25 protein-coding genes and 1 tRNA gene are annotated in these 25,122 nt (G+C 40.1%); 1 reads left to right on the forward strand and 25 read right to left on the reverse strand.

The window, feature by feature from the left end; all coding sequences use genetic code 11:
- Positions 1–2: 2 nt before the first annotated feature.
- From pepT to rpsU, 14 genes are all read right to left on the reverse strand, one after another.
- Positions 3–1,247 carry a peptidase T gene (gene pepT, locus LMU01S_RS02080; RefSeq protein WP_056958423.1) on the reverse strand — a complete coding sequence of 415 codons (1,245 nt, stop codon included), beginning with the start codon at positions 1,245–1,247 and terminating at the stop codon, positions 3–5.
- 18 nt (positions 1,248–1,265) lie between these two features.
- Entirely contained in the window at positions 1,266–2,381 is a 1,116-nt protein-coding gene (locus LMU01S_RS02085) for a Nif3-like dinuclear metal center hexameric protein (protein WP_056958425.1), read from the reverse strand.
- A complete protein-coding gene (locus LMU01S_RS02090; protein ID WP_056958427.1) occupies positions 2,374–3,072 on the reverse strand; it encodes a tRNA (adenine(22)-N(1))-methyltransferase in 699 nt (232 codons plus the stop codon). The genes LMU01S_RS02085 and LMU01S_RS02090 overlap by 8 nt, the downstream gene beginning before the upstream one ends.
- Positions 3,073–3,252: 180 nt before the next feature.
- A complete protein-coding gene (rpoD, locus tag LMU01S_RS02095; RefSeq protein ID WP_035448208.1) occupies positions 3,253–4,377 on the reverse strand; it encodes an RNA polymerase sigma factor RpoD in 1,125 nt (374 codons plus the stop codon).
- A gap of 14 nt (positions 4,378–4,391) precedes the next feature.
- Positions 4,392–6,254, reverse strand: coding sequence for a DNA primase (dnaG, locus tag LMU01S_RS02100; protein WP_056958429.1), 1,863 nt, complete (start codon positions 6,252–6,254; stop codon positions 4,392–4,394).
- A 281-nt stretch (positions 6,255–6,535) separates the two neighbouring features.
- Entirely contained in the window at positions 6,536–8,614 is a 2,079-nt protein-coding gene (gene glyS / locus LMU01S_RS02105) for a glycine--tRNA ligase subunit beta (protein WP_056958430.1), read from the reverse strand.
- Positions 8,614–9,531 (reverse strand): glycine--tRNA ligase subunit alpha, encoded by a 918-nt coding sequence (glyQ, locus tag LMU01S_RS02110; RefSeq protein ID WP_004047915.1) that lies wholly within the window; start codon positions 9,529–9,531, stop codon positions 8,614–8,616. The genes glyS and glyQ overlap by 1 nt, the downstream gene beginning before the upstream one ends.
- Before the next feature lie 307 nt (positions 9,532–9,838).
- Positions 9,839–10,621, reverse strand: a complete 783-nt coding sequence (recO, locus tag LMU01S_RS02115; protein WP_056958432.1) for a DNA repair protein RecO — start codon at positions 10,619–10,621, stop codon at positions 9,839–9,841.
- Between the two features lie 55 nt (positions 10,622–10,676).
- Positions 10,677–11,579: a GTPase Era gene (gene era, locus LMU01S_RS02120; protein ID WP_010689126.1), complete on the reverse strand. Its 903-nt coding sequence runs from the start codon at positions 11,577–11,579 to the stop codon at positions 10,677–10,679.
- Between the two features lie 23 nt (positions 11,580–11,602).
- Positions 11,603–12,013 (reverse strand): diacylglycerol kinase family protein, encoded by a 411-nt coding sequence (locus tag LMU01S_RS02125; protein ID WP_004047928.1) that lies wholly within the window; start codon positions 12,011–12,013, stop codon positions 11,603–11,605.
- Positions 11,997–12,476: an rRNA maturation RNase YbeY gene (gene ybeY / locus LMU01S_RS02130; RefSeq protein ID WP_004047930.1), complete on the reverse strand. Its 480-nt coding sequence runs from the start codon at positions 12,474–12,476 to the stop codon at positions 11,997–11,999. Before ybeY ends, LMU01S_RS02125 begins: the two co-directional genes overlap by 17 nt.
- Positions 12,477–12,478: 2 nt before the next feature.
- Positions 12,479–13,462, reverse strand: a complete 984-nt coding sequence (locus LMU01S_RS02135; RefSeq protein ID WP_056958434.1) for a PhoH family protein — start codon at positions 13,460–13,462, stop codon at positions 12,479–12,481.
- 123 nt (positions 13,463–13,585) lie between these two features.
- Entirely contained in the window at positions 13,586–14,032 is a 447-nt protein-coding gene (locus tag LMU01S_RS02140; protein WP_004047933.1) for a GatB/YqeY domain-containing protein, read from the reverse strand.
- Between the two features lie 20 nt (positions 14,033–14,052).
- Positions 14,053–14,238 (reverse strand): 30S ribosomal protein S21, encoded by a 186-nt coding sequence (rpsU, locus tag LMU01S_RS02145; protein WP_003694124.1) that lies wholly within the window; start codon positions 14,236–14,238, stop codon positions 14,053–14,055.
- Between the two features lie 278 nt (positions 14,239–14,516).
- Between rpsU and LMU01S_RS02150 the strand changes: the two genes are divergently transcribed.
- Positions 14,517–15,332: a pyruvate, water dikinase regulatory protein gene (locus LMU01S_RS02150; RefSeq protein ID WP_056958436.1), complete on the forward strand. Its 816-nt coding sequence runs from the start codon at positions 14,517–14,519 to the stop codon at positions 15,330–15,332.
- Between the two features lie 58 nt (positions 15,333–15,390).
- On the opposite strand, the gene LMU01S_RS02155 is transcribed toward LMU01S_RS02150, so the two are convergent.
- The 11 genes from LMU01S_RS02155 to LMU01S_RS10535 form a co-directional block, all read right to left on the reverse strand.
- A complete protein-coding gene (locus LMU01S_RS02155; protein ID WP_056958438.1) occupies positions 15,391–16,293 on the reverse strand; it encodes a deoxyribonuclease IV in 903 nt (300 codons plus the stop codon).
- A gap of 15 nt (positions 16,294–16,308) precedes the next feature.
- Positions 16,309–17,259 carry a glycosyltransferase family 2 protein gene (locus LMU01S_RS02160; RefSeq protein WP_056958440.1) on the reverse strand — a complete coding sequence of 317 codons (951 nt, stop codon included), beginning with the start codon at positions 17,257–17,259 and terminating at the stop codon, positions 16,309–16,311.
- The gene (locus LMU01S_RS02165; protein WP_056958441.1) at positions 17,256–18,035 is read right to left on the reverse strand and encodes a glycosyltransferase family 32 protein; all 780 of its coding nucleotides are present in this window, start codon (positions 18,033–18,035) and stop codon (positions 17,256–17,258) included. Before LMU01S_RS02165 ends, LMU01S_RS02160 begins: the two co-directional genes overlap by 4 nt.
- On the reverse strand, positions 18,032–19,051 hold the full coding sequence (locus tag LMU01S_RS02170; protein WP_056958442.1) for a sugar transferase: 1,020 nt from the start codon (positions 19,049–19,051) through the stop codon (positions 18,032–18,034). The genes LMU01S_RS02165 and LMU01S_RS02170 overlap by 4 nt, the downstream gene beginning before the upstream one ends.
- A gap of 16 nt (positions 19,052–19,067) precedes the next feature.
- Entirely contained in the window at positions 19,068–19,940 is an 873-nt protein-coding gene (locus LMU01S_RS02175) for a YitT family protein (RefSeq protein ID WP_056958444.1), read from the reverse strand.
- Positions 19,941–20,167: 227 nt separating this feature from the next.
- On the reverse strand, positions 20,168–21,934 hold the full coding sequence (aspS, locus tag LMU01S_RS02180; protein ID WP_056958446.1) for an aspartate--tRNA ligase: 1,767 nt from the start codon (positions 21,932–21,934) through the stop codon (positions 20,168–20,170).
- 15 nt (positions 21,935–21,949) lie between these two features.
- Complete coding sequence (gene hisS, locus LMU01S_RS02185) at positions 21,950–23,227, reverse strand: histidine--tRNA ligase (protein WP_056958448.1); 1,278 nt, start codon at positions 23,225–23,227, stop codon at positions 21,950–21,952.
- 288 nt (positions 23,228–23,515) lie between these two features.
- Positions 23,516–23,716, reverse strand: a complete 201-nt coding sequence (locus tag LMU01S_RS02190) for a hypothetical protein (RefSeq protein WP_004047948.1) — start codon at positions 23,714–23,716, stop codon at positions 23,516–23,518.
- The gene (tpx, locus tag LMU01S_RS02195) at positions 23,716–24,210 is read right to left on the reverse strand and encodes a thiol peroxidase (protein WP_056958451.1); all 495 of its coding nucleotides are present in this window, start codon (positions 24,208–24,210) and stop codon (positions 23,716–23,718) included. The genes LMU01S_RS02190 and tpx overlap by 1 nt, the downstream gene beginning before the upstream one ends.
- Before the next feature lie 212 nt (positions 24,211–24,422).
- A tRNA-Ser gene (locus LMU01S_RS02200) sits at positions 24,423–24,510 on the reverse strand.
- Positions 24,511–24,722: 212 nt separating this feature from the next.
- On the reverse strand, positions 24,723–25,122 hold a 400-nt coding region (locus LMU01S_RS10535; protein WP_225354585.1), incomplete at its 5' end, for a hypothetical protein.

Raw genomic sequence — 25,122 nt, forward strand, 5'->3', positions numbered from 1 at the left:
AACTATTTAGTTGCTGCCAACTTGATGATCTCTAAGATCACGTCAGCTGCTTGTTCCATAACTTGCTTAGAAACGTATTCATAGCGGGCGTGCATATTCTCGCCCCCCGCAAAAATATTAGGTGTTGGTAAGCCCATAAATGAGATCGTTGAACCATCTGTCCCCCCACGAACAGGATAGATCTCTGGTGTGATACCAAGATTTTCCATCGCTTGTTTAGCAAGTTCAACGACTGTCATATCTTTTTCGATAACTTCGCGCATGTTGTAGTATTGATCCTTTAATTCAAGAACAACGCGCTCTTGTCCCAATTTTTCATTTAACTCAGCTGTAATGTCTTGCATCAATTGTTTACGTTGTTCAAATTTTTGATGATCGTGATCACGAATGATATAAGTCAAACTAGCTTGATCAACTGTTCCTTGCATATCAAGCACATGGAAAAAGCCTTGACGTCCTTCTGTTTTTTCAGGAACTTCATCTTTAGGCAATAAAGCATGGAAATCCATTGCTAACTGGATCGCATTGACCATGATCCCCTTTGCGGTCGCCGGATGAACGTCTTTGCCGATGAATTTGACCTTAGCCTGCGCTCCATTAAAGGTCTCATACTCTAATTCCCCTAAAGGACCACCATCGACCGTATAAGCAATATCAGCCCCAAATTCGGCCACATCAAATTGCCGTGAGCCAGTTCCGATCTCTTCATCTGGTCCGATCCCGACCTTGATATCCCCGTGTTTGATCTCGGGATGAGCCACTAAATATTCCATGACCGTAATGATCTCAGCTACTCCCGCTTTATCGTCAGCCCCAAGTAAAGTTGAGCCATCAGTGGTGATCAAGGTATGCCCTTGATATTTTTTCAAACTTGGAAATTCAGCTGGTGATAAGACATAGGCGCCAGCTGGATCCAATTTGATATCACTTTTCCCGTCATAATTTTCAATGATCTGTGGTCTTACATCAGTTGCATTAAAATCAGCCGTATCCATGTGAGCTAAAAAGCCGACTTTTTTTACACCGGTATCATCGGCCAAATTGCTTTTTAATTCAGCAAAAACATAACCACTTTTAGCTGAGATACGGACATTTTCTAAGCCGATCGCAGTCAATTCAGCCGCTAGTTTTTGGGCGAACTCAACTTGTGAGTGCGTCGAGGGGATCGTTATCGAATTTTCATCGGAACGTGTTTCGACTTTAACATAATCCAAAAAACGTGGTACTAATTTATCATATTTTGTCATTATAACTCCTCTTTTCTGCTAGATAAATGTAAATGGATCTGTATTTAATTTAGAAGAAATTACCTCGATCTGCCAAGTATTTTGCTCATTCCAATGAGTAAAAAGTTGTTTTAGATGGGGCTTACAGATCGCTTCAAAATGATGTCCTGGATCGATCACTGCCAAACCACTTTCATACATATCATGAGCTGTATGGTAAGAGACATCACCTGTAACATAAACATCAGCTTGCGCATTTAACGCAAAGGGATAAAATTTAGCCCCTGAACCGCCTAAGACCGCGACTCGTTTCACCGTTTTGGTAGGATCTTTAGCTACTAAACGCAAGCCCTTTAGTCCTAAAACTTGTTTACAAAACACTGCATACTCACTTACTGTCATCGGCGCATTCAACTTACCAACGCGCCCCATCCCCGTACTTTGACCCAGTCCTTCGACTTGATATAGATCAAAAGCGATCTCTTCATAGGGATGCCCAGCTTGCATTGCCTGCAAAACTTTTGCTTTTATTTTAGCTGGAAAAACCACTTCGACTTTTTCTTCAGCTACTTTACTTACTTGACCAACTTCACCTAAATATGGGGTAGCACCTTCCTTGGGTCTAAAACGCCCTGTCCCACTTAAAGAATATGAACACGCCGTATACTCACCTAAATGTCCAGCACCAGCTTGAGCTAAGGCTTGACGTAAAACTGTAGCATGTTCTTTAGGAACAAATACTGCTAATTTATACCAAATTTCAGCTTTAGGTGGTAGTAACGGTTTTGGATCTTCAATATTTAATACTTCTGCTAGCCAATCGTTCATACCACCATTAGCATTGTCCAAATTGGTGTGAGCTGCATAGACCGTGATGTCGTGTTTGATGAGCATAGCATACATTTGATTTTGTGGATCTGCTAGATCAAAATGTTTTACCGGAACAAACATCGCTGGATGATGGGCAAAAATAAAATCTACTCCCGCTGCGATCGCCTCTTCCACGACTTCTGGTCTGACATCCAAGGTGACCATCATTTTTTTGACTTCATGCTCAAGACTACCTAATTGTAATCCGATCGGGTCGTTTTTTTCGGCGATCTGCTGGGGGGCAAATTCCTCAAAACGAGCCACGATCTCTTTGACTTTAACCATTTAAAACACTTCCGATCTGTGCTATTTTTGCTTTAAGTGCTTGTTTTTTAGCGACTGGAACTTGATTTGCTTTATTCAATTCTTTTAAGATAGTTTCTAACTTAGCAATCTCTTTTTGCCATTTAGCTTGAAAGGCAGCATTTTTCTTTTGTAAAAGATACGGGCCAAACTGTAACTCTGCTGATGTTAAAGTTTGTTTTTCATCAGTATAGCTCGCTGCGATCACTTCATAGATATGTCCATCTTCTTCCATGATATATTCAGCTGTGATCTGATAATTATTAGCTAACAACCAACGTCTAACATTTTCTTCACCAACATTAGGCTGTAAGATCAACTGTGGATGCTCGCTTAACTTGTCTTTGCCAGCTTCTAAGATATCACAGATCAACGTACCACCCATCCCGCAGATCGTGATCACATTGATCTGGTCAGCCAACTCGATCGCATTCAAGCCATCAGCTAAGCGGGCTTGGACTTTATCTTCTAGCCCCTCTTTTTTGATCTCTTGCTTTGCATTTTCATAAGGTCCTTTGACCACTTCACCCGCGATCCCAAATTCAATTTGCCCCTTTAAAGCCAAATATGCTGGTAAATAAGCATGATCAGAACCGATATCGGCTAAACGTGCTCCTTTTTCGATCAGATCAGCCACACATAAGAGGCGTTGTGAAAGATGATGTGCATCCATGTTACTATTAGCTATATCAAATGTGGTTAGAAAATATAGCTATTCCTTTCGTTTACTACTTTTTGGACTCAGCGCCACATTTTATTTCCGCTGACGTTGTTTCTTAAAAATTATTTTACCATTTATCTTCAGACTCGACAAAAAAGGTCCACCAAAAAAGTGGCGGACCTGTGACAAAGCTTATTCTAAGAAGTCTTTTAGTTGTTTGGACCGTGAAGGATGACGCAATTTACGTAAGGCTTTGGCTTCGATCTGACGAATACGTTCCCGTGTAACGCCAAAAACTTTACCAACTTCTTCTAAAGTCCGCGTCCGACCATCATCTAGACCAAAACGTAGGCGCAAAACATTTTCTTCACGATCAGTCAAAGTATCTAAGACACTTTCGATCTGTTCTTTTAATAACTCATAAGCAGCATGTTCAGCTGGACTTGTTGCATCTTGATCTTCGATAAAATCACCTAAATGCGAATCATCTTCTTCACCGATCGGTGTTTCTAAAGAAACAGGTTCTTGCGCGATCTTTAAGATCTCACGTACTTTTTCAGTTGGCATGTTCATTTCTGCCCCGATCTCTTCAGGGATCGGTTCACGCCCGAGATCTTGGAGCATTTGGCGTTGGATACGGATCAATTTATTGATCGTTTCCACCATGTGCACAGGGATCCGGATCGTCCGTGCTTGGTCAGCGATCGCACGCGTGATCGCTTGTCTGATCCACCAAGTTGCATAAGTTGAGAATTTGAATCCTTTACGATAGTCAAATTTTTCAACGGCTTTCATCAAGCCCATGTTACCCTCTTGGATCAAGTCAAGAAATGACATTCCGCGCCCAACATAGCGCTTAGCGATCGAAACGACCAAGCGCAAGTTTGCTTCGGCCAAACGTTGCTTAGCTTCTTCATCGCCTTCTTCGATCCGCAAAGCTAAAGCCACTTCTTCGTCAGCAGTCAAGAGATTGACACGGCCAATTTCTTTAAGGTACATCCGAACTGGATCATTGATCTTAACACCAGATGGAGCTGATAAGTCACTTTTTGCTAATTCTTTTTCTTCATGACTAGCTTTCTTCAAGCTAAGTTCACTTGGATCACCATTTTCATCCACAACTGAGATCCCAGCATCTTCGACCCGCACGATCAAACTGTCCATTTGTTCGGCATCTAAGTGAAATGGCGTTACCATTTTATCAGTCAATTCATCATATCTGATTTCTTTTTTTGGTTTATACTCACGTAATAACTCACGCAATGCTTTCTTATATGCCACCGCATCGAAATTCGTATTTTTTTTCTCTTCTGCCAAAATAGAGGCCTCCCTTAAATGATTGACTTCTCTGTCTGCTTTTTTTTCAATAATTCGATCAGTTTAGTCGTCTGTTCCATGATCGCTTTAGCATCTCCCAGACGTTTTGCTTGCTCTAATTGGGTCTTTACCACCTTGATCTGCTCTTCTAACGGAGAATGTTGCATGATAAAGGCTAGACAATCACTGATCTCTTGTTCATTTACTTCACCATAATCACCTAATTCAAGTGAAATGATGATCTGTCTTAAATGTTCATCTTTTAAAAAGTCTAAAAAACTCGCACTTTCATACTCGGAATAACGATCAAAGTATCCATCAGCCAATAAAAAGATCGTTTCATACTCTTCGTGGATAAATGAAAAATCAGCTAGACCTTTGATGCGCAAAAAGACATCATGTTCATGTAATAAACGGTACAATAATAATCTTTCGGCTTGTTCAGCTGGGCTATAGCGTTTTTTTTCTTGACGCTGTTGGGTACTATAAACGACTTTATCCGAGCGTTTGAGTGAATTTGCCTGATCTTGTTTTAATTGTTCTGACTGGACCTGTTGCATCAAAGCCTGAAGTTGACTAGTTAAGTTATTCTTATCTAGCTCGAACTCTTTGGCTAAACGATTGAGCGTCAGATCGCGTGCCAACGGATCTTTGACCTGCGCAACTTTTTCTAAAACATCTGTGATATACGCTAATTGATCACTTTCAGTCTCAAGATTACGGCCTACCCGAAAATATTCTAGATAAAATTCTAACTCAGTGCGTTCATGTGACGTCACAAAATCTTTAAAATTTTCTGGACCGTATTTACGAACATATTCATCTGGATCAAGCTTTTCAGGTAATAAGATCGCTCCAAGCTCAAACTTGCTCAACGGTGCGATCAACTCCAAAGCGCGCTTAGTAGCTTTGCGCCCCGGAAGATCGCCATCATAACAGATATAGAGTTTACTTGCCGTTTGCTCTAAAAGATAGATCTGTTCACTCGTTAAACTCGTCCCCATCGAGGCTACACCATTTTTGATCCCGGCCCGCCATGCCGCTAAGACATCCATAAAACCCTCAAATAAATAGACTTTACTTTCATGTCTGATCGTCTTTTTAGCCTTATCAAAATTAAAGAGAACTTTACGTTTATTAAATAAGATCCCCTCGGGTGAGTTGAGATATTTAGGCAATTTCTTATCAGGGGTCAAGAGTCGTCCTGAAAAAGCAATGATCGATCCAGTTTGATCTTTGATCGGAAACATGATCCGATCATTGAAACGTTCAGCTAGATCTTCACCTTCACGTTCGCTAAACAAACCCGATTTTCGCAAAGTCTGATAATCATCAAGCTTTTTTTCATGAAAAAAGGCTTGTAAGATCTCAGCTTGCGGGGCATACCCCAACTGAAACTCTGCGATCAGTTCATCACTTAGACCACGTTCATGCAAATAATCCAAAGCTGGCTGACCTAACTTAGTATTTACTAAAATGTGATGATATAACTGCCCAGCTTGCGCATAAAGCCGCTTTAATTTACCAGTCTCAGACTGCGTGTCTTCTGCACCAGCATTTTGCGGTAAATACTTAGCATCAAGCTCGATCCCAGCTAACTCAGCCGTACGATAAACGGCTTCCGGAAATGTCAGGTCCTCGATCTCCATCAAGAATTTGAAAACATTTCCTCCGCGACCACATGAAAAACAGTGAAAGAACTGCTTGGGTTCGTTTACAGAAAATGAACCCGTTTTTTCTGTATGGAAGGGACACAATCCGAACCAATTGCTCCCAGAACGGTGTAACTGGACATATTGGCCTACGATATCCAAAATATTGACATCCGATCTGATCTGATCGATCACATCAGTCGGTATCCTACGTTGACTTACCACGGCCTCACCCCATTTTTAAATATAGTTACGAAAGGTCGCACACAAAAGCACGACCTTTCATAATAAAATTATACCGATACTAATTTTATAATAGATATATCTTTATTGCAAGAGTAAACGTAAACAATTACTATATCAAATTGGCATGTTTTTGACAAGCATTATTCCAAAAATTATTCCTCTGCTTTTTTACATCTAAATAATACACCGTACCATTTTTTAGACAACATAACTGCTCGAAAAAAAGAGCAAGTCTAAAAACTAGACTCACTCTTAAAAAATTATTTAGTATTCAAGGCATCTAAAGCCCCAAAAACAGCTGTCAAACGTGCGATCTGCGCTAATTGGCGCAAACGATTCAACTTGACCTTTTCATCATCAGCCATGACCATCGTCTTTTCAAAATAAGCATTGATCGGTTCACGTAAATTCTTCAAAGCAATAAATTTGGTTTCAAGATCAGCTGCTTTGAAATCTTTTCTAACTGCTTCAACGGCTTCGTAAAGACCTTGTTCAGCTTCATTTTCAAATAAAGTTGTATCAACCGTAAGATCACTTTGATCATCTAATTTTTTAGCTAAACGACTTGCTCTAGTCAAAGCTTCGATATTTGCTTTGAAATCTTCGTCTGCCAAATGTTTTGCCAAAAGATCAGCTGCTTTTTGGGCTAACGTAAACGCATTAGCTTTATTAGCCATAACTGCTTCAAGCACATCATGACGTAAGTTCGGTCCATTCAAGATCTGTTGTAAACGATCTGCGATAAAGTCTTGAATCATAGCTTTATTTTCAGCAGGAGCGATCTTTTCGTATAGATCTGGGCGCTTAGCATAAGCAGATTCAACTGCCGCTTGCAACAATGGAGTTGAAAGAGCCCAGCCTTTAGCTAAAGCGATCCGGACGATCCCTAAAGCTTGACGACGCAAGGCATAAGGGTCATTGGAACCACTTGGTAACATTCCTGCACTAAAGAAAGCTTGGATGCTATCAACTTTATCAGCGATCGATAAGACTGCGCCAACATTAGTTTGTGGTAATTCACCTTCAGCACTGGTTGGAAGGTATTCTTCACGCATCGCAACACAAACTGCTTCATTTTCACCTTGCAATCTAGCATAGATCTCACCCATGACACCTTGCAATTCTGAAAATTCACCGACCATTCCAGTTACTAAGTCAAATTTATAGATCTGACTTGCACGATCAAGATCAGCTAACTCTTGCTCACTTAAGCCCAATTTTTCGCCTAGGTAATGTGCGATCAAGTGAACACGTTCCATCTTTTCATAGATCGTGCCGATCTTATCGTGAAACATTACTTTCTTCAAACGTGCAACATAATCTGCGATCGTTTGTTTTTGATCTTCTTCATAGAAGAAAGCAGCATCTTCTAAACGTGCCGTCAACACTTTCTCGTTACCTGCGATCACATTTTCCAAATGAGCTTGGTTACCGTTACGCACTGAGATAAAGTTTGGTAACAAGTTACCAGCTTCATCAGTTACGTAGAAGAACCGTTGATGATCTTTCATGGAAGTGATCAAAACAGCATCTGGGATCGTCAGATATTTTTGATCAAATTTTCCTGCAAAGACAGTTGGATATTCGACCAAATTGTTAACTTCTTCTAACAACTCAGGATCGATCACTACTTGCCAGTTATTTTGTTGCGCAAGCTCATTTAGCTGAGAAACGATCATTTCTTTACGTTTCTTGGCATCAGCGATCACCATTTGTGGTTCTAAAGCAGCTGGATAATCATTGGCATCAGCAAGTTCGATCGCTTTACCTAAGAAACGATGACCTAATGTTTGGCGCCCTGCCTTAACGTTTAAGATCTCAAAATCTACGACATCTTTATCCAACAAGGAAACTAACCACTTGATCGGACGTACATATTCAAAATCATTAGTGCTCCAGCGCATCATCGTTGGGAACTTAAGATCCATCACGACTTCTTTGACATCACTTAAAACTTCTTTAGCACTCTTACCGGGGATGAATTTTTTAACATAAGCATATTCGACCCCTTTTAATTCCTTAAAGAAGATATCATCTGGGGTGCAACCTTGTCCTCGTGAAAAGCCTTGGGCAGCTTTAGACCAATTTCCATCAGCATCCAAGGCGATCTTTTTAGCTGGACCTTTAGCTTCTTCTTCAATGTCAGCTTGTTTATCAGCTAAGCCTAAAACCTTGAGCGCTAACCGCCTTGGAGTTGAGTAAGCCTTGATCTCATCAAAGTCTAAGCGATTTTCTTCTAAAAATGCCGTCATCTTTTTGACCAATTGTTGGCTACTTGGTGTAACGACATGAGCTGGGATCTCTTCTAATCCGATCTCTAACAAAAATGTATGTGCCATTATTTGTCCTCCTCTAACAATTTAGCGCGTAAAGCTTCATCTTTGATCAATGGATAACCCAATTTCTTACGTTCAGCCACAAAAGCACGTGCGACCATCCGAGCCATATTTCTGATCCGCGATAGATAACCGGCACGTTCAGTCACTGAAACTGCACCCCGAGCATCTAATAAGTTAAAGGTATGACTACATTTTAGGATATAGTCATAGGCTGGGTGAACTAAACCATTTTCGATCTGCTTTTTAGCTTCTTTTTCATAAGTATCAAACAATTCAAACAACATCTCTTGGTTGCTTTCCTCAAATGAATACTTAGAATGTTCAAATTCAGGTTCTTTGAAGATATCGCCGTATTTGACTCCATCAGCCCATTCAAGTTCAAAGACTGAATTAACATCTTGGATGTAAGAGGATAAACGTTCGAGCCCATAAGTCACTTCAACGGCGACCGGACGAACTTCTAAGCCCCCAACTTGTTGGAAATAAGTAAATTGGGTGATCTCCATCCCATCGAGCCAAACTTCCCAACCCACACCGGCACAACCCATTGATGGGTTTTCCCAGTTGTCTTCAACGAACCGAATATCATGTTCTAAAGGATCGATCCCTAAGGCACGTAAACTATCCAAATAAAGTTCTTGGATGTTATCTGGTGAAGGTTTCATGATCACTTGGAATTGATGGTGTTGATACAAACGGTTAGGATTTTCACCATAGCGACCGTCAGCTGGGCGACGTGAAGGTTCAACATAGGCAACGTTCCAAGGTTCTGGTCCGATCGCACGTAAGAAAGTATAAGGACTCATCGTGCCAGCCCCTTTTTCTGTATCATAGGATTGCATTAACATACAGCCTTGCTTTGCCCAAAACTGTTGTAATGTCAAAATAATATCTTGCATTGACAATTTATCTGCCATCTTTTTGCCTCCAAAGATTTATTTTCGAATCAGCCAAATAACGCACAAAAAAGTCCCTATGTAGCGCCTTTGGCCACATAGGGACGATTTTCGAAAATCGCGGTTCCACCCTACTTCTAGTATAACTAGCAGCTTAATTCGTTAAGACTCCAAAAGTGCCAATCATGTCTCAATAGATATCTGCTTTCACCATCCCAGACTCGCTAACTCTACCCTTAGACCGATCCTCTTTTATCAACGTCTCATTATTGATATTTTTAGGATAGTTTAACCGCGTTTTTTTGTCAAGTCATATTTAGTTGTAAAATCACTTATTATCCTTAAAAAATTGATCCCATGACGCCATTTGATCGAGAAATTTTTTGGCTGGTACGTAAATTCCAACTTGATGTTCATAGATCTCATCTAAAGTTCTTCTTAAATTAGCTTTAGTTTGATCTTTGACCTTGATCGAATTTAAACGCTCCATATCTACAACTGATAGTAAGCGCAAATAATAGACTGTCCGTTGGTCTAAATGCAACCGATGCGGGTCCAAATGCCAATGTGCCTGACACAATAAGCCCCCATAACTTTCTGAATAATCAAAAGCACGGGTAGTATTTTGACAAATCACACAGCTTTCAAGTTGCGGTCTCACCCCGAAACTAGCAAGTAACTGGATCTCGATGATATTGGTGATGATCGCAGGATCAAAACCATCATCGATCAACTCAAGTGCTTTTTTAACTCTTAAAAACCAGCCTAAATTCACAAGATCTTCCGTCGTTAAAGCACGTTCTATCAAACTTAAGATATACGAAGCATAAGCATTCAACTCGATATCTTGCGTGATCTGTTGATATTGGCTGATGTCACGGGTCGTCGTAATAAATGATAAGCCCTCATCACTGATACTTCCAAGATAGGTCCCATGAGTAAAGGGTAAGATCGCTGCCCCTAATTTAAAGCCCCGCTTGCGGACCCCACGGACAAAAAAAGTTTTAAAGCCATATTTGTCAGTCAAAATTTTGACTAGCATATCGCGTTCTTTATAGTCTTTACGTGAGACTACGATCCCTAAAAACTCTACACCTTGTTGTAGCACCATCTTTTTACCCCCAAAAATCTCAAAAAAGAGGAGAATTTTCCCCTCTTTTCCTTAATTAATAATCATCTTGCCGGTAACCAAACGCTTTTAGATCGACTTGACGGTCTTTCCAGTTAGGCTGAACTTTGACCCAAAGCTCTAAAAAGACTTTATCACCTAACATAAATTCGATCTCTTTACGTGCTCTTGTTCCGATCTCTTTTAGCATCTTACCACCTTTACCGATGATAATTCCCTTTTGACTAGAACGTTCGACCACGATAGTTGCTTGGATCAAAACTTTTTCATCATCTTCTCGTTTGATCCGATCAACAACGACGGCAACGGAATGTGGAACTTCTTCGCGTGTCAATTGTAAAACTTTTTCGCGGATCAATTCGCTGACGATAAAACGTTCGGGATGATCAGTAACTTGATCTTCTGGATAGTATTGCGGACCTTCCGGTAGATCTTCAACTAGATCGTGGACTAATTCAGCACAATTATTACCATTCAAAGCCGAGATCGGAAAGACATCTTTGTAGTCTAAAGTATCTCGGTAATCATCCATCACTTCTAATAAATGATCTGGGTGGATCTTATCGATCTTGTTGATCACTAAATAGATAGGTTTTTTGACATTTTTTAGTCGCTCAATGATAAAATCATCGCCTCGACCTCGCTTTTGTTCGGCATTGACCATAAAGATCACTGCATCGACTTCATTAAGCGTTGAAAGTGCCGATTTGACCATAAAATCGCCTAAACGACTATGTGGTTTATGGATTCCTGGTGTATCGATAAACACGATCTGCGCGTTGTCAGTGGTATATACCCCTTGGATCTTATTGCGTGTTGTTTGAGCCTTATCGCTCATGATCGCGATCTTTTGTCCGACCACATTGTTTAAAAAAGTCGATTTGCCAACGTTAGGTCGCCCTACGATCGCAATAAAACCTGAATGAAATTTTTCTTCCAAAATATACACTTCCCTAATCAATATCAGTTAAATAATTGCCAAATATGTGGACCAAAGACCAAGGTTGCTGTGATCAAAGAAAAGATCGCTGCTAGTAATACCGCTGCAGCCGCCATATCTTTAGCTTTTTTGGCAAGTGGATGTCGTTTATAGTTTGTAGCTAGATCAACGACATTTTCGATGGCAGAATTCCAGACTTCACTGGAGATCACCAAAAAGATACTCAAAAATAGCCAGAGCCACTCACTGATAGTCACATTAAAAATGAGTCCCATAATCACGACCAAAGTTATCGCACTCACATGAAACCGCAGATTGCGCTCTTCTTTATAAGCCGTTTTCAAGCCAACGAGCGCATAACGCAAGGACTGGAAAAAATGGCGATTTTTCCAGCTGTTGACCGGCTGTTTTTGTTCTTTATCGTTTAAGTCCATACGCCTCGAGAATTTCTCTTTGCAAACCAAACATTTCCTTTTCGTCTTCAGCTTGCATGTGGTCGTAGCCATTGAGATGTAAAAAACCATGAACAACTAAAAAGCCCAATTCTCTTTCCTGCGAATGTCCTAAATACTCCGCTTGTTCTTTGACCTTATCGATCGAAACCATGATATCTCCGATATTTTTAGGGATCTCAAACTCAGCTTCGTCTGGTAAAATGATCGGGATCTCATTTGGATCTTCCTCTTCGATCGCAAAACTGATCACATCAGTTGGCTTATCGACACCACGATATTCTTTGTTGATACGATGGATTTCAGCATTATCCATCAAAGTGACTGACATTTCAGTATTTGAGGGTAACTTGAGATAATCACCCGCAAAGTCCAAGATCTCGCAAATGAGTGTCTTCCACTCACTTGAAACTTGCTCAGTATTATCATAAACTTCCAGATCCATTTTTATTCCTCATTTTCCATTGAATTATAGTTATCGTATGCACGAATGATCTCAGATACGACTGGATGGCGCACAACATCGACAGCATCAAATTTTACAAAGCCGATATGTGGTGAGCCCTTCAAGATCTTCTCCGCGTCGACCAAACCGCTTTGACTGTGTCCTTTAGGTAGATCGATCTGTGATCTATCACCATTGATGATCATTTTAGAACCAAAGCCAAGGCGGGTCAAAAACATCTTCATCTGTGCTCGCGTCGTATTTTGCGCTTCATCCAAGATAACAAAAGCATTATCTAATGTGCGGCCACGCATATAAGCTAAAGGTGCGATCTCGATCACACCGCGTTCGATCAAGCGTTCCGTGTGTTCTGCTCCTAAGATCGAATTTAGCGCATCATAGATCGGACGTAAATACGGATCGACTTTTTCTTTAAGATCTCCCGGTAAAAAGCCCAATGATTCGCCGGCTTCGACTGCCGGACGCGTCAAGATCAGCCGTTCGACTTCATGGCGCTTTAAAGCAGCAACAGCCATTACGACGGCTAAATAAGTCTTACCTGTTCCGGCAGGTCCGATCCCAAACACAAGATCTTTATGCTTGATCTCTTGCACATATTGGCGTTGCCCATAACTTTTGACCCGGATCGAACGTCCCCGGCGGTCTTTTAATAATTCTTCAGTATAGAGATCTTTAAAATACTCTAATGTCCCACGCTGTGCCATCTTCATCGCTGACACAACATCTGCACTGCTTATAGTGATTTTTTTACGCAAAAGTCCCGTCAACTCACTCAATATCTGATAGACTAAAGTAACGTTTTCTTCAGTACCAGTGATCTTTATCGTACCACCAAAAGGCTTTAATACCACATCTTGGCCTTCTTCGATCAATTTAAAATGGCTGTCATTGATGCCTGACAGCGAAATTTGCAATTGAGAATCGTTGAGAACGAAACTTTTTTCGACTAATTGTTCTGCGCTCAATCGCCCATCTCCCTTATCATACTTTATAATCCCAATTATACTGATTATCAATTCGATAATCAAATTCAAAGTAAACTTGAACAAATAAGAAAAAAGCCGAGATCTAACATCTCGACTCTTTGCTTATTTATTAAGCAATGACATTACGGTAGAGTTGACTAATTTACCATCAGCTTTACCCTTTAACTTAGGCATCACTGCCCCCATTACTTTACCGAAGTCAGCTTTTGATGTTGCTCCAACCTGATTGATCGTTTCTTCAACAACGGCCTTTACTTCATCTGCACTGAGTTGTTTTGGCAAGTAACCTTCAACAACTTTGATCTCTTCTTCGAGTTTTTGGACAGCTTCATCACGCCCAGCAGCTTTGAATTCTTCTAAAGAATCCTTGCGTTGCTTCAACTCACGAGATAACACGCTCACTTCTTCATCAGGAGTCAAGTCGTGTCCAACGTTGATTTGTTCATTTGTAACTGCAGCTTTGAGCATTCGAACAGTTGCCAAACGGCCTTTATCCTTAGCCTTCATTGCAGCTACCATATCTTTTTGTAATGAATCTAATAAACTCATCACATAGCCTCCTCTAGAAACTAGAAACGACGCTTATTTTTGCGCTTTCTTGCTGCTTCGGATTTTTTCTTACGTTTTACACTTGGCTTCTCGTAGAATTCACGTTTCCGATATTCTTGCAAAGTACCTGTTTTTGAAACGGAACGTTTGAAGCGACGAAGAGCGTCATCAAGAGATTCGTTTTTACGAACGACTGTCTTTGACATGGTTGTTTCCCTCCCTCCGAGCTTAAATGTAACCGTCTTAATTGTACAAACCTCAACAGTTCCTTTCTATTATAAACTAAATTAAAAGTTAGAGTCAACATAACTTTATAAACTTTTACATAATTAGTGTTCATTTGTAGTTTGCGTGGCGAAAAGTTGAAGTTTTACAGTATTTTTTACCCTAGCCATTTTTCTTGGAATCGCCCGTTAGATAAGCTATAATTTTCATAGAATAAGTCGTTTTTTAACACTTTATCATAATTATGGGAGGCAATTTTATGTCAAATGAATTACATGTCTATGCGATCTCAGATTCACTTGGGGAGACTGCCTATGCGATCGCCGAAGCTGCTAGTGTCCAATTTCCTAATGCGGATTTCAAGATCCAACGTTACCCATTGATCAAGACCATTTCTTTGGTACAAGGGATCTTGAACAAGGCAAAACGCGAAGCTGCTATCATCGTGCATACTTTTGTCGATCCGGAACTATCGACTTTTGTAAATAATTACTGCCAAGAAAATGGCCTATCCGTGATCGATGCTTTAAGTGATGTTATCCAAAAATTCTCACAAAAAGCGGGTGAAAAACCATTACAAAAAGCAGGGATCAATCACAATACTGATAAAGAATATTTCAACCGGATCGAAGCCCTTGAATTTGCCGTTACCTATGATGATGGTAAAGACCCAGCTGGCTTTTTAAAGGCTGATCTAGTCTTACTAGGGATCTCTCGGACATCGAAGACCCCGTTGTCACTTTTCCTAGCTAATCGGGGCTATAAAGTGGCTAATCTACCGCTTGTTCCTAAAGCACAGATCCCAGAAGAGATCTATAAAGTTGATCCTAACAAGATCTTTGGGTTGACCAACGACCCTGAGATCTTAAATGAGATCCGCCGTGAACGGATGATCTCTTATGGTCTTGATCCCGATACACACTACTCAAACATCGACAACATCGAAAGCGAATTGAATTTTGCTAACGAACTTTACAAAAAGCTAGGTTGTCCTGTGATCAACGTTGCACATAAGTCGATCGAAGAGACTGCAACGATCATCACTGAAAGTTTGGATAATAACGCTCAAAGATAAACAAAAAACTAAGATCTGTAAATTGAAACGCTCAATTTAGATCTTAGTTTTTTTGTGTCTATTTTTTCCCTTTATTTTGGTAGATCTTATCAAGTAGCTCAGGGTCAAATTCACCTGCACGTAGCATTGCGATCTCGTACCCATATGGAGCATAACGATCTTTTTTATCTGGTCCTACATATGGTGTTTCCAAGATCTTCGGTAATGAAGCTAATTCATCAAGTTTAGCGATCTTTTCTAAACTTTCAAATCCGATCGTACCAAAGCCCAGATTAGCATGCCGATCTTTATGGCTTCCTTGAGGGTTCAAGGAGTCATTTAAATGGATCACTTTTAGCCGGTCTAAACCAATGATCTTATCAAATTCTGTTAAAACACCAGAAAGATCATCTTTGATCGCATAGCCTGCATCATTTGCATGGCAAGTATCCAAAGTAACAGATAGCTTGTCATTATACTTCACCAAATCAATGATCTGAGCTAATTCTTCAAAACTCCGCCCAACTTCTGTTCCTTTGCCTGCCATCGTCTCCAAGGCGATCTGAAGCTTTTGATCAGGTTGGATGACTTCGTTTAAGCCCTTAGCAATACTTGCGATCCCGGCCTTTGCTCCCGCACCGACATGTGCTCCAGGATGAAGTGTCATCTGAGTTGCCCCTAAAGCCTCAGCTCGCTCAACTTCAGCCCGTAAAAAATCAACTGCAAAACCAAAATTTTCCGGTTTTTTAGTATTACCTAGATTAATGATATAAGGAGCATGGACAACGATCTGGCTTAAGCCGTGTTCTGCCATATACGCCTGGCCAGCTTCGATATTTAGCTCAGCGATCGGTTTACGCCGCGTATTTTGGGGCGCACCTGTATAGATCATAAAGGTCGAAGCCTCATAACTATTTGCCTCTTTTGCTGCTCCTAACAACATTTCTTTTCCCTTCATGCCGACATGTGAACCAATTAGCATTTTTTCACCTCATTTTTAAAGATAAAATAGTCGATAAGTTAGTGGATTGATACAACGTAAATATAGATCAACTTTACTTTTTTGACGTAAATATGGATTTTTAGCAAAATCTGGGAACCAGATCTTTTTTTGCTGCCAGATCTGATCTAGGAGTTGACGCTTTAGTTGTTTATCTTTTAATTTAACGACTTTGCGTAATAAAACATTTCCTAATAAGTTTCGCACAAACCGATACTCTAATTCAAGATAATAGGTCTCAAAGAGCCCTTTTGTTCGATAAAAATCGATGATATCTTGATAGATCCATAATATCTCAGCGATCCGCGTCGTCTCACTATATGAGATCGAAGTTTGGCGTTGCACGTAATAAACTTCACACTCGCGATCAACGGCAACATCTGTGATATCCGTTAAATAAGTCACTAATTTAAAGAAAAAATCTTGATCTTCATAGAGTTTTCCCTTGGGAAATTTAACATCTGTGTCTAACAGCCACGTCCGTAAATATAACTTATTCCAAGCGACCACACGTCCACGGATCATATAATCTTTGAGTGAGACATATTTAGGTGCTTGATCTTTTATTTTTTTATTCGGATACTCCCAATAAAAATCACACTCAACGATCTTCTTGTTGCCTTCATTTGTCAAGGCATACATATTTGTCAAAGCATTAGGTGCAAGATGATCATCCGAATCTAAAAACATGACATATTGTCCAGTCGCATATTGCATCCCAAAATTACGCGCATCTGACAGCCCACCATTTGGCTTGGTATAACTTTTGATGAGCAATGGGTATTGGTCAGCATAACTTTCACAAAGTTCAGCCGAACTATCAGTACTCCCGTCATTTACTAAAATGACTTCAAAGTCCGTGAAAGTTTGCTTGACTAAACTTGAGATACATTTTGATAGATAAGCTTCAACATTATAGACTGGAACGATCACACTGATCTTTGTCATTTACTTTTCCCCCATAACTTCTTGCTCCGGCGTTCAAGTGCCCACCAAACACGCCACAAAAAATTGATCCGCATCCCCCATTTTTTACCAAAACGTCGATTGATCCGACGCATTTTTTCGATATGACGTAAATTGGTCGGTGTTTGCCATAACGCACTGTAGTGATGGATGCTGATCGTCTCGGGACTGAGTTTTATCTGTCCTGTTAAAAAATCCATTGGTGCAAAGTAATTTGTCGGGTAGATCGTCACATCGCCCAACTTCTGTAGTTTATCTTGGCGTTTAAAGCCGAGCTTTTCCAACAATTGTGTTGTATAAACTGGGATCGCGACCGTATTTAACGATCCATCGGCTTGGATAAATTTCAAGTCATTATACATATCGCGCAACTGCTTTAATAGTGGGTGATTTTTTTTAGCTCCAAACCCTAAGCCTGGTGCAACTTCAGCTCCACTTTCATTTTCTTCGATCGCAAAAAAAGCATCATTTTCTAAAATATGATCTAACGTTTGAAGTAATTCAACATCAGTATCCAAATAGATCCCACCATAGCGGTAAACAACATCAAATCCTAAATAATCAGAGATAAAACTCCACTTACCAGCTTTTGCAGCTTGCGCAGTATAAGCTACTTGCTCAATATCGTAATTTTCTTCATTCCACTCGATGATCTCATAATCAGGACAAAGTTTTTTCCAACCTTCAATATACTGACGATACTGTTTAGGCATTTCATTTTGACCAAACCAACAATAATGGATTATCTTAGGGATCATTTTGTCACCTCATGTTCTAATTTTGTCACAGCTTCTTGCAAATAAGCCCCTAACCGCATCTTATGAGCTACTTTAGCTACATTTTGACACATTTGGTGATACATCTCTGGTGTCAATTCATTTAACATTTCATCTAATTGCGCTAAGTTCTCGACGGTTAGTCCCACTTGATTTTTCACAATAAAATCAGCCAAGGCCGCTTCTTTCCAGATGATGACTGGAAGACCCGAGCTCAAATACAGTGAAGTCTTATGAGGGTCATTATATTTTAGGTAATTTCCAAAACTACCATCACAGCGTTCGATACTTGTGCCGTCCCAAACTAAACCAAAATTTTGCGTTAATTTTGCTGGCAATTCATCTGGCGGAAACGAACCATAGTAGGTGATATTTTTAGGATAAGTGGTGGCTTTATTAGGACCATACAAGGCTAACGGGCTACTTAGTTCCAACTTTTGTAAAAAATCGGCTTTTTGTAGATTACCCGCATAACAAATGCTTTTCTCATAAGGACGGTCAGTCGTCAATTTAACTGGATTAGCATAATCAAAGATCTCTAATACAGTCATTGGCTTTATGACCCCATTTTCTTTGAGCCAAGCTTTCATTTTCTCATTATGTACGATCAAACCATCACTTTGATTTAAAAATGCGATCTCTTTTTTGCGATACGCCACATCACCAGCATAAGCGCGTAAAGATTCGATATCATGGATCAAATACAATAGCTTGGCTTGCGTAAAGCGACGCACATTTTTCACGATCACCTGATCAGTACGTTGATCAAAAGACGGATATTGAAAAACCACTGTCTGCGCTTCTAACTTTTTGATCTGCCGCGGAATATCCCAAAAACTCTGCTTATAACTCATAAGCTTAGCTTTTCTAGCCCCAGAAAAATAAAAATTCAGTTTTTTAAAACCCGCAGTGGCCAAAAAATCCTCAGCATCAACTTTAGCTTTTGGACCAGCTTCATTTTGGCCCTTATCATACATCGAGATTACATATTTTTCCATTGACCGGTTTTCCTTTCTATGGATTGGGTTCGTAGAAATGCCCCATGATATGCACATTTTCTGCAATACTTACAAAAGCATGCGGATCAGACTCTGTCATTGCTTGACGTAATTCTGGTTGTTCATAGCGCGAGATCACTGTAAACAAGATCGTCTTACTATCATGCTTATATGCCCCTTCAGCACCATGAACGATCGTGATCCCACGTTGCATGTGATTTTGAATACAATCGATCACACTCTTTGGTTTATTGGTTACGATCATTACTTGCATTTTTTGTTGGCGCGTATAGACCATATCCATGACCCGTGCATTGACAAAGATCCCTAATGCAGAATAAAAAGCATACGGCCAGCCATAGACTGCCCCCGCAGCTAAAACGATAAAAGCGTTGAAAATAATGTTGATCGTTCCGACACTTTTACCCGTGTATTTTCTGATCGTCAAACCTAAAATATCCAAGCCACCAGTGGAGATCCCATTTTTCAAAGCCAAGCCAGTTCCAAAACCGTTGATCGCAGCACCAAAAAGGGCACAAATTATCGGGTCGTGTGTCAGCGTTATCGGTTGAAGTGACTTGATCATAAGTGATGAGCAAAAGACCGCTAAAACCGTGAAAAATGTAAAGCGACGCCCGATCTGAAACCATGCCAAGATAAAAAGTGGCACGTTTAAGATAAAAATCAGTAACGCGGTCGAAAGAGGCACCGGCAAGTTAGCTGTTAAAGTGGCGATCAGCTGAGCTAGCCCCGTGATCCCTGAAGAGTAAATATGCCCGGGCTCCCAAAAAAAGTTCATCGCGATCGAAACTAAAACACCGTAAATAAATGCTGTCGAAGCCTTAGCGATATAAGCATGGCGTTTCCAAATCTTTTGTAGTTCATCCATTGTAATTAAATCCTTTCAAGCACAAAAGTTATCTCAGCTATACAAGAAACAGATCCGCATTTTTCTTTAAAAATTTCAAATAACTTTACCTTGAAATAATACACCGCTGTTTTTGCTTGTAAACTATTCTCTAAATAATGATACCGCACTTTGGCTCCAGAACAAACCACTTTATGTAAAAAATAGCCTGCCTAAGTAAATACTTAAACAAGCTATCAAATAATAAATTAAGCCTTATCTTCTGGAATTTCAGTCGTTAGATAAAGTTCATCTAATTGTTTATCTGCCACTGGACTTGGAGCATGGGTCAACGGTTCAGAAGCCTTGGAATTCTTAGGAAAGGCGATCACTTCACGAATGTTATCTTTACCAGCTAATAACATTGCAAAACGATCTAATCCAAGTGCTAAGCCACCGTGTGGAGGAAAACCAAAGTCTAAAGCATCCATGAACCAACCAAATTGTTCTTTAGCACTTTCTTTTGTAAAGCCTAAAGCCTTGAACATTGCCTCTTGCACACTACGTTGGTGGATACGGATCGAACCACCACCTAATTCATAACCATTCAACACGATATCGTAGCTTTGTGCGTGACATTTATGTGGATCAGTAGCTAATAGCTCAAGATCTTCTTCATTTGGCATCGTGAATGGATGGTGTGCAGCAATATAACGTTCGAATTCTTCACTGTATTCAAATAATGGCCAATCAACGACCCAAACAAAGGCAAATTGTGACTTGTCGATCATGTCTAACTCTTTAGCAATAGCTACTCGAAGATAACCAAGTGCATCAGCTACAACTTTTGGCTTATCAGCCACAAATAAGAGCATGTCACCTGCTTTAGCCCCACTAGCTGCTAAGATCTTATCCTCGCGTTCTTTAAAGAACTTAGCGATCGGACCAGTTAGACCTTCATCTGTAACTTTGAGCCAAGCTAACCCCTTAGCACCAAAGCGCTTGATGTACTCTTGTTTTTCATCGATGTGCTTACGTGAATACTTATCGGCCCCACCAGGAACGGTGATCGCTTTAACTTGTCCACCATTTTCTAATGTGCTATCAAAGACTTTGAAACCAGCTCCTGCAACCGCATCAGCCATGTTTGTCAATTCCATACCAAAACGCATGTCTGGTTTATCAGAACCAAAGCGATCCATTGCTTCATTCCATGTGATCCGCTTGATCGGTGTTTCTAATTCTACACCTAAAGCATCTTTCATTACAGCTTTTAATAAGCCTTCTGTCATCGTTTGGATCTCTTCAGCCGTCATAAATGACATTTCCATATCGATCTGGGTAAATTCTGGTTGCCGATCCCCCCGCAGATCTTCATCACGGAAGCAACGTGCGATCTGATAGTAACGATCTACACCAGCGCCCATCAATAATTGCTTGAATAATTGTGGTGATTGGGGCAAAGCATAGAAATGACCTGGATAAACGCGCGATGGGACCAAATAATCACGTGCCCCTTCTGGCGTTGAGCGTGTCAAATATGGTGTTTCGATATCTAAGAAATTATTTTCATCTAAGTAGCGGTGAACTGCTTGCGTGATCCGATTTCTGATCTTCAAAGCCTTTAACATTTCTGGACGGCGAAGATCTAAATAACGGTATTGTAAACGTAGATCATCTGAAGCATTGATATCGTTAGAAATATCAAATGGTGTTGTCTTAGCTTCGTTTAAAACAGTGATCTTAGAAACTTCAACTTCGATCTGACCAGTCTTCATATTAGGGTTAGCGTTAGCACGTTTAACGACTTTTCCTTCAACTTCGATCACATATTCACTCCGAATATTTTCAGCGATCTCAAGTGCTTTAGCTCCGAATTCTTGACTAAAGACAAGTTGGACGATCCCCTCACGATCCCGAAGATCAACGAAGATCAAGTTACCAAGATCACGGCGCTTTTGGACCCAACCCTTTAAAACTACTTCTTGTCCTAAATATTTTTCATCAACTAAACCTGCATAAGTTGTACGTTCCATGTCTATCCTTCTTTCTTAAGCTAGTAGACCAGCAAAGTTAGCGTAGATGTCTGCTAACGAAACGCTGATCTCTTCGCCAGTTTCCATATTCTTTAAGTTAGCTTGTTGTTTTGCTAATTCAGTTTCCCCTAAAGTCAAAGTATATTTTGCATTCAAGCGACTAGCTGTTTTAAATTGTCCCTTAGGTTTACGCTCAAGGTAATCGCGATCAGCACTAAAGCCCTGGTGCCGTAAACTTTGGACCAATTTTAATGTTTCAGCATTGACACTTTGACCGATCCCAACAACATAAACATCAAGGGGATCTTCAAGTTGTAAGCCATTTTCAGTTGCATCTAAAACTAATAACAAGCGTTCGACCCCTAGGCCAAAACCGATCCCTGGTGTTTCAGGACCACCAAGTTGTTCAACTAAGCCATTATAACGTCCTCCAGCACACACAGTCGTCCACTTACCACCAAAGGCACTCGAATCGCTCATGATCTCAAAGATCGTATGGTTGTAGTAATCTAAACCACGCACCATATTAGGATCGACTTCATATTTGATCCCTAGATCATCTAAGAGTTCCTTTAACGTCTCAAAATGTTTTGTTGCCGCAGGTGTTAAGTAATCCAAGATCGATGGAGCATCAGCTACGATCGCTTGGTCTTTTTTATCTTTACTATCCAAGACCCGCAACGGATTTTTGTGTAGCCGTTCTTTTGAATCATCTGAAAGTTGATCGGCAAATGGTTCTAAATAGTCGATCAAAGCTTGGCGGTAAGCCTGACGTGATTCATTGTCGCCTAAAGTATTCAAAGCTAACTTCAAGCTATCTAACCCAAAACTTTCCAAAAGATCGATAGCCATTGCGATCACTTCAACATCTAAGGCCGGACTGTCAACGCCAAATGCTTCGACCCCGATCTGATGAAATTCGCGTAAGCGTCCAGATTGTGGACGTTCGTAACGAAACATCGGTCCCATATAATAAGTTTTGACGGGTTTTTGTAACTCAGGACCGTATAATTTATTTTCAACAAAGCTACGTACCACCCCAGCAGTTCCTTCTGGACGCAAAGTGATATGCCGTTCACCCTTGTCATAAAAATCATACATTTCTTTGGTTACAATGTCGGATGTTTCCCCCGAAGTACGGGAAAAAACTTCGAAGCTTTCAAAGATCGGAGTCCGCATTTCATGGTAACGATATTTTTTAAATAATTCACGAGCTTTAGCTTCAACATATTGCCATTTTGCTGATTCAGCTGGCAAAATATCGGCTGTGCCCTTCGGACGTTGATATTTCATGGATTTCCTCCTAAAAATGTTCCGGTAATAAAAAAGGCCCTTGTTGAAACAAATTCAACAAGGGCGCAAACAGCACGGTACCACCTTAATTTATTACTTTAGGATAACGCACCTATCGCGGCATACTCTCATATGCACCTCAAGAGTCGTCTTTCACTTAAGCCTGAGCGACGGATTTCCAGCAACCTCCGCTCTCTGGACGCCAAACTTAAATTACTCATCTCTTTAAACCGGTCTGATATTATATTATTCAGCATAATATCAACTAGCTTCAAAGTCAAGCCTATTTTAGTTTTTATTAGCTACTGCGACCCCTAGCAAGAAAAATACCAAAAGAAGCCACCAAAATTTTAGTAATAAACCTAAGAAGGCTAATACGATCACACCTAAAAATACAAAGGCAAAGAGCGCTATACATCCCTTAAAAACACCATCAGTGACTTTAAAGAGCAACCATAGCACAAGTAATAATACGAGAAACTTTAGCATTAATTCAAACTATCCAAAAATTCTAAAGCTTTAGCATAATTTGGTTCATTTGATTGTTCTGCCAATAATTCTTGATAGAGAACTGTACCTTTAGTATCAACGATCCAAACGCTACGTGCATCGATTCCCTTTTCTTCAACATATAATCCCATAGCTTTACCAAATTCAGCCGTGGCATCCGATAAAAGTTCAAGTTTAGCAACACCTTCAGCAGCACACCAATTCTTTTGTTGCTCTAATGTATTGGTCGAGATCGTATAAAAATTAATATTATTATATTTATCTACTTCTTGATTGAAGCGTTTTGTCGAGAGACTGCAAACGCGGGTATCGATATCAGGCACGACACTGATCAAACTTACCTTAGTAAAAAGTTGTGTCCCAGTTTTAACGGTATCAGCTGCGTCTTTTACAGTAAACGCTGGCAATTTTTCACCGACTTTTACGGGAGTTCCATTCGTTTTTGTTGCAACACCGTGAAAAAGAATTTCCATTTTAAAATCCCTCCAACATTTAAATTACTTTTATTTAATCACACTGGCGCTAGAAAGCAAATTTTTTGCTTTGACCCAAATCACAATAATTACATCTAATTTTATTACAGTTTCTATACAAAAAGACCATCTGATAAAATCACCAGATGGTCTTCATATCTTCCTCTGTAAAGGAAAATAGCTTCTAACCCTTGCTAAATCAGGTATTTTTAAGGAGAGTACAGGATTTGAACCTGCGCGCCGGTATTAGCCGGTTCGCCGGATTTCGAGTCCGGTGCATTACCACTCTGCCAACTCTCCATAACAAGGAATATTATAGCAACTTCATTTTTAAATTGCAACAACATTTAAAAAAATATATACTTAAAATTCTCTAATTTCACCAAATATATTTAGATCCCACTAGCTTTCTCTGGTGTGGCTAAGTACGCTTTAGTCCTCAGTACCATCTAGCGTACCTCTTGAAAGTGCAAACAAAAAAGCATCATTACTGATGCTTGAAAATTATCATTTTAACCTACTACTTGCAATGTTGCCTGTAAATATTGCCCGATATAACCATCATTATTGAAGTTTTCTTCAAGTTCATCCAACGAGACCAGCTCACTTTTAGTGAAATCATCTGGTAACTGCTCCAACAAGTTTTTATGTACATGCTCGATATGGTGGCGCGTGATCTTGATAAATTCTGAATAAAATAAAAGATTGACCTTATAATCAGGCTTTGATAGCCCTGTATTGGGAAAATGATACGTTACATTAAAACGCGTAAATTTCCCCTCATGAAATCTCACTTCGGGCCGTTCGACACGATCCTTGATATCGATCTTAGCTTTCACACACGGTAAAGTTGGTTGCTTTAACGTAAAATATTGTGGATACCTGATATGAACTAAATAAATATCTTTTCGA

It is taken from the genome of Ligilactobacillus murinus DSM 20452 = NBRC 14221 (genome assembly GCF_001591685.1).
Taxonomy (GTDB): Bacteria; Bacillota; Bacilli; order Lactobacillales; family Lactobacillaceae; genus Ligilactobacillus; species Ligilactobacillus murinus.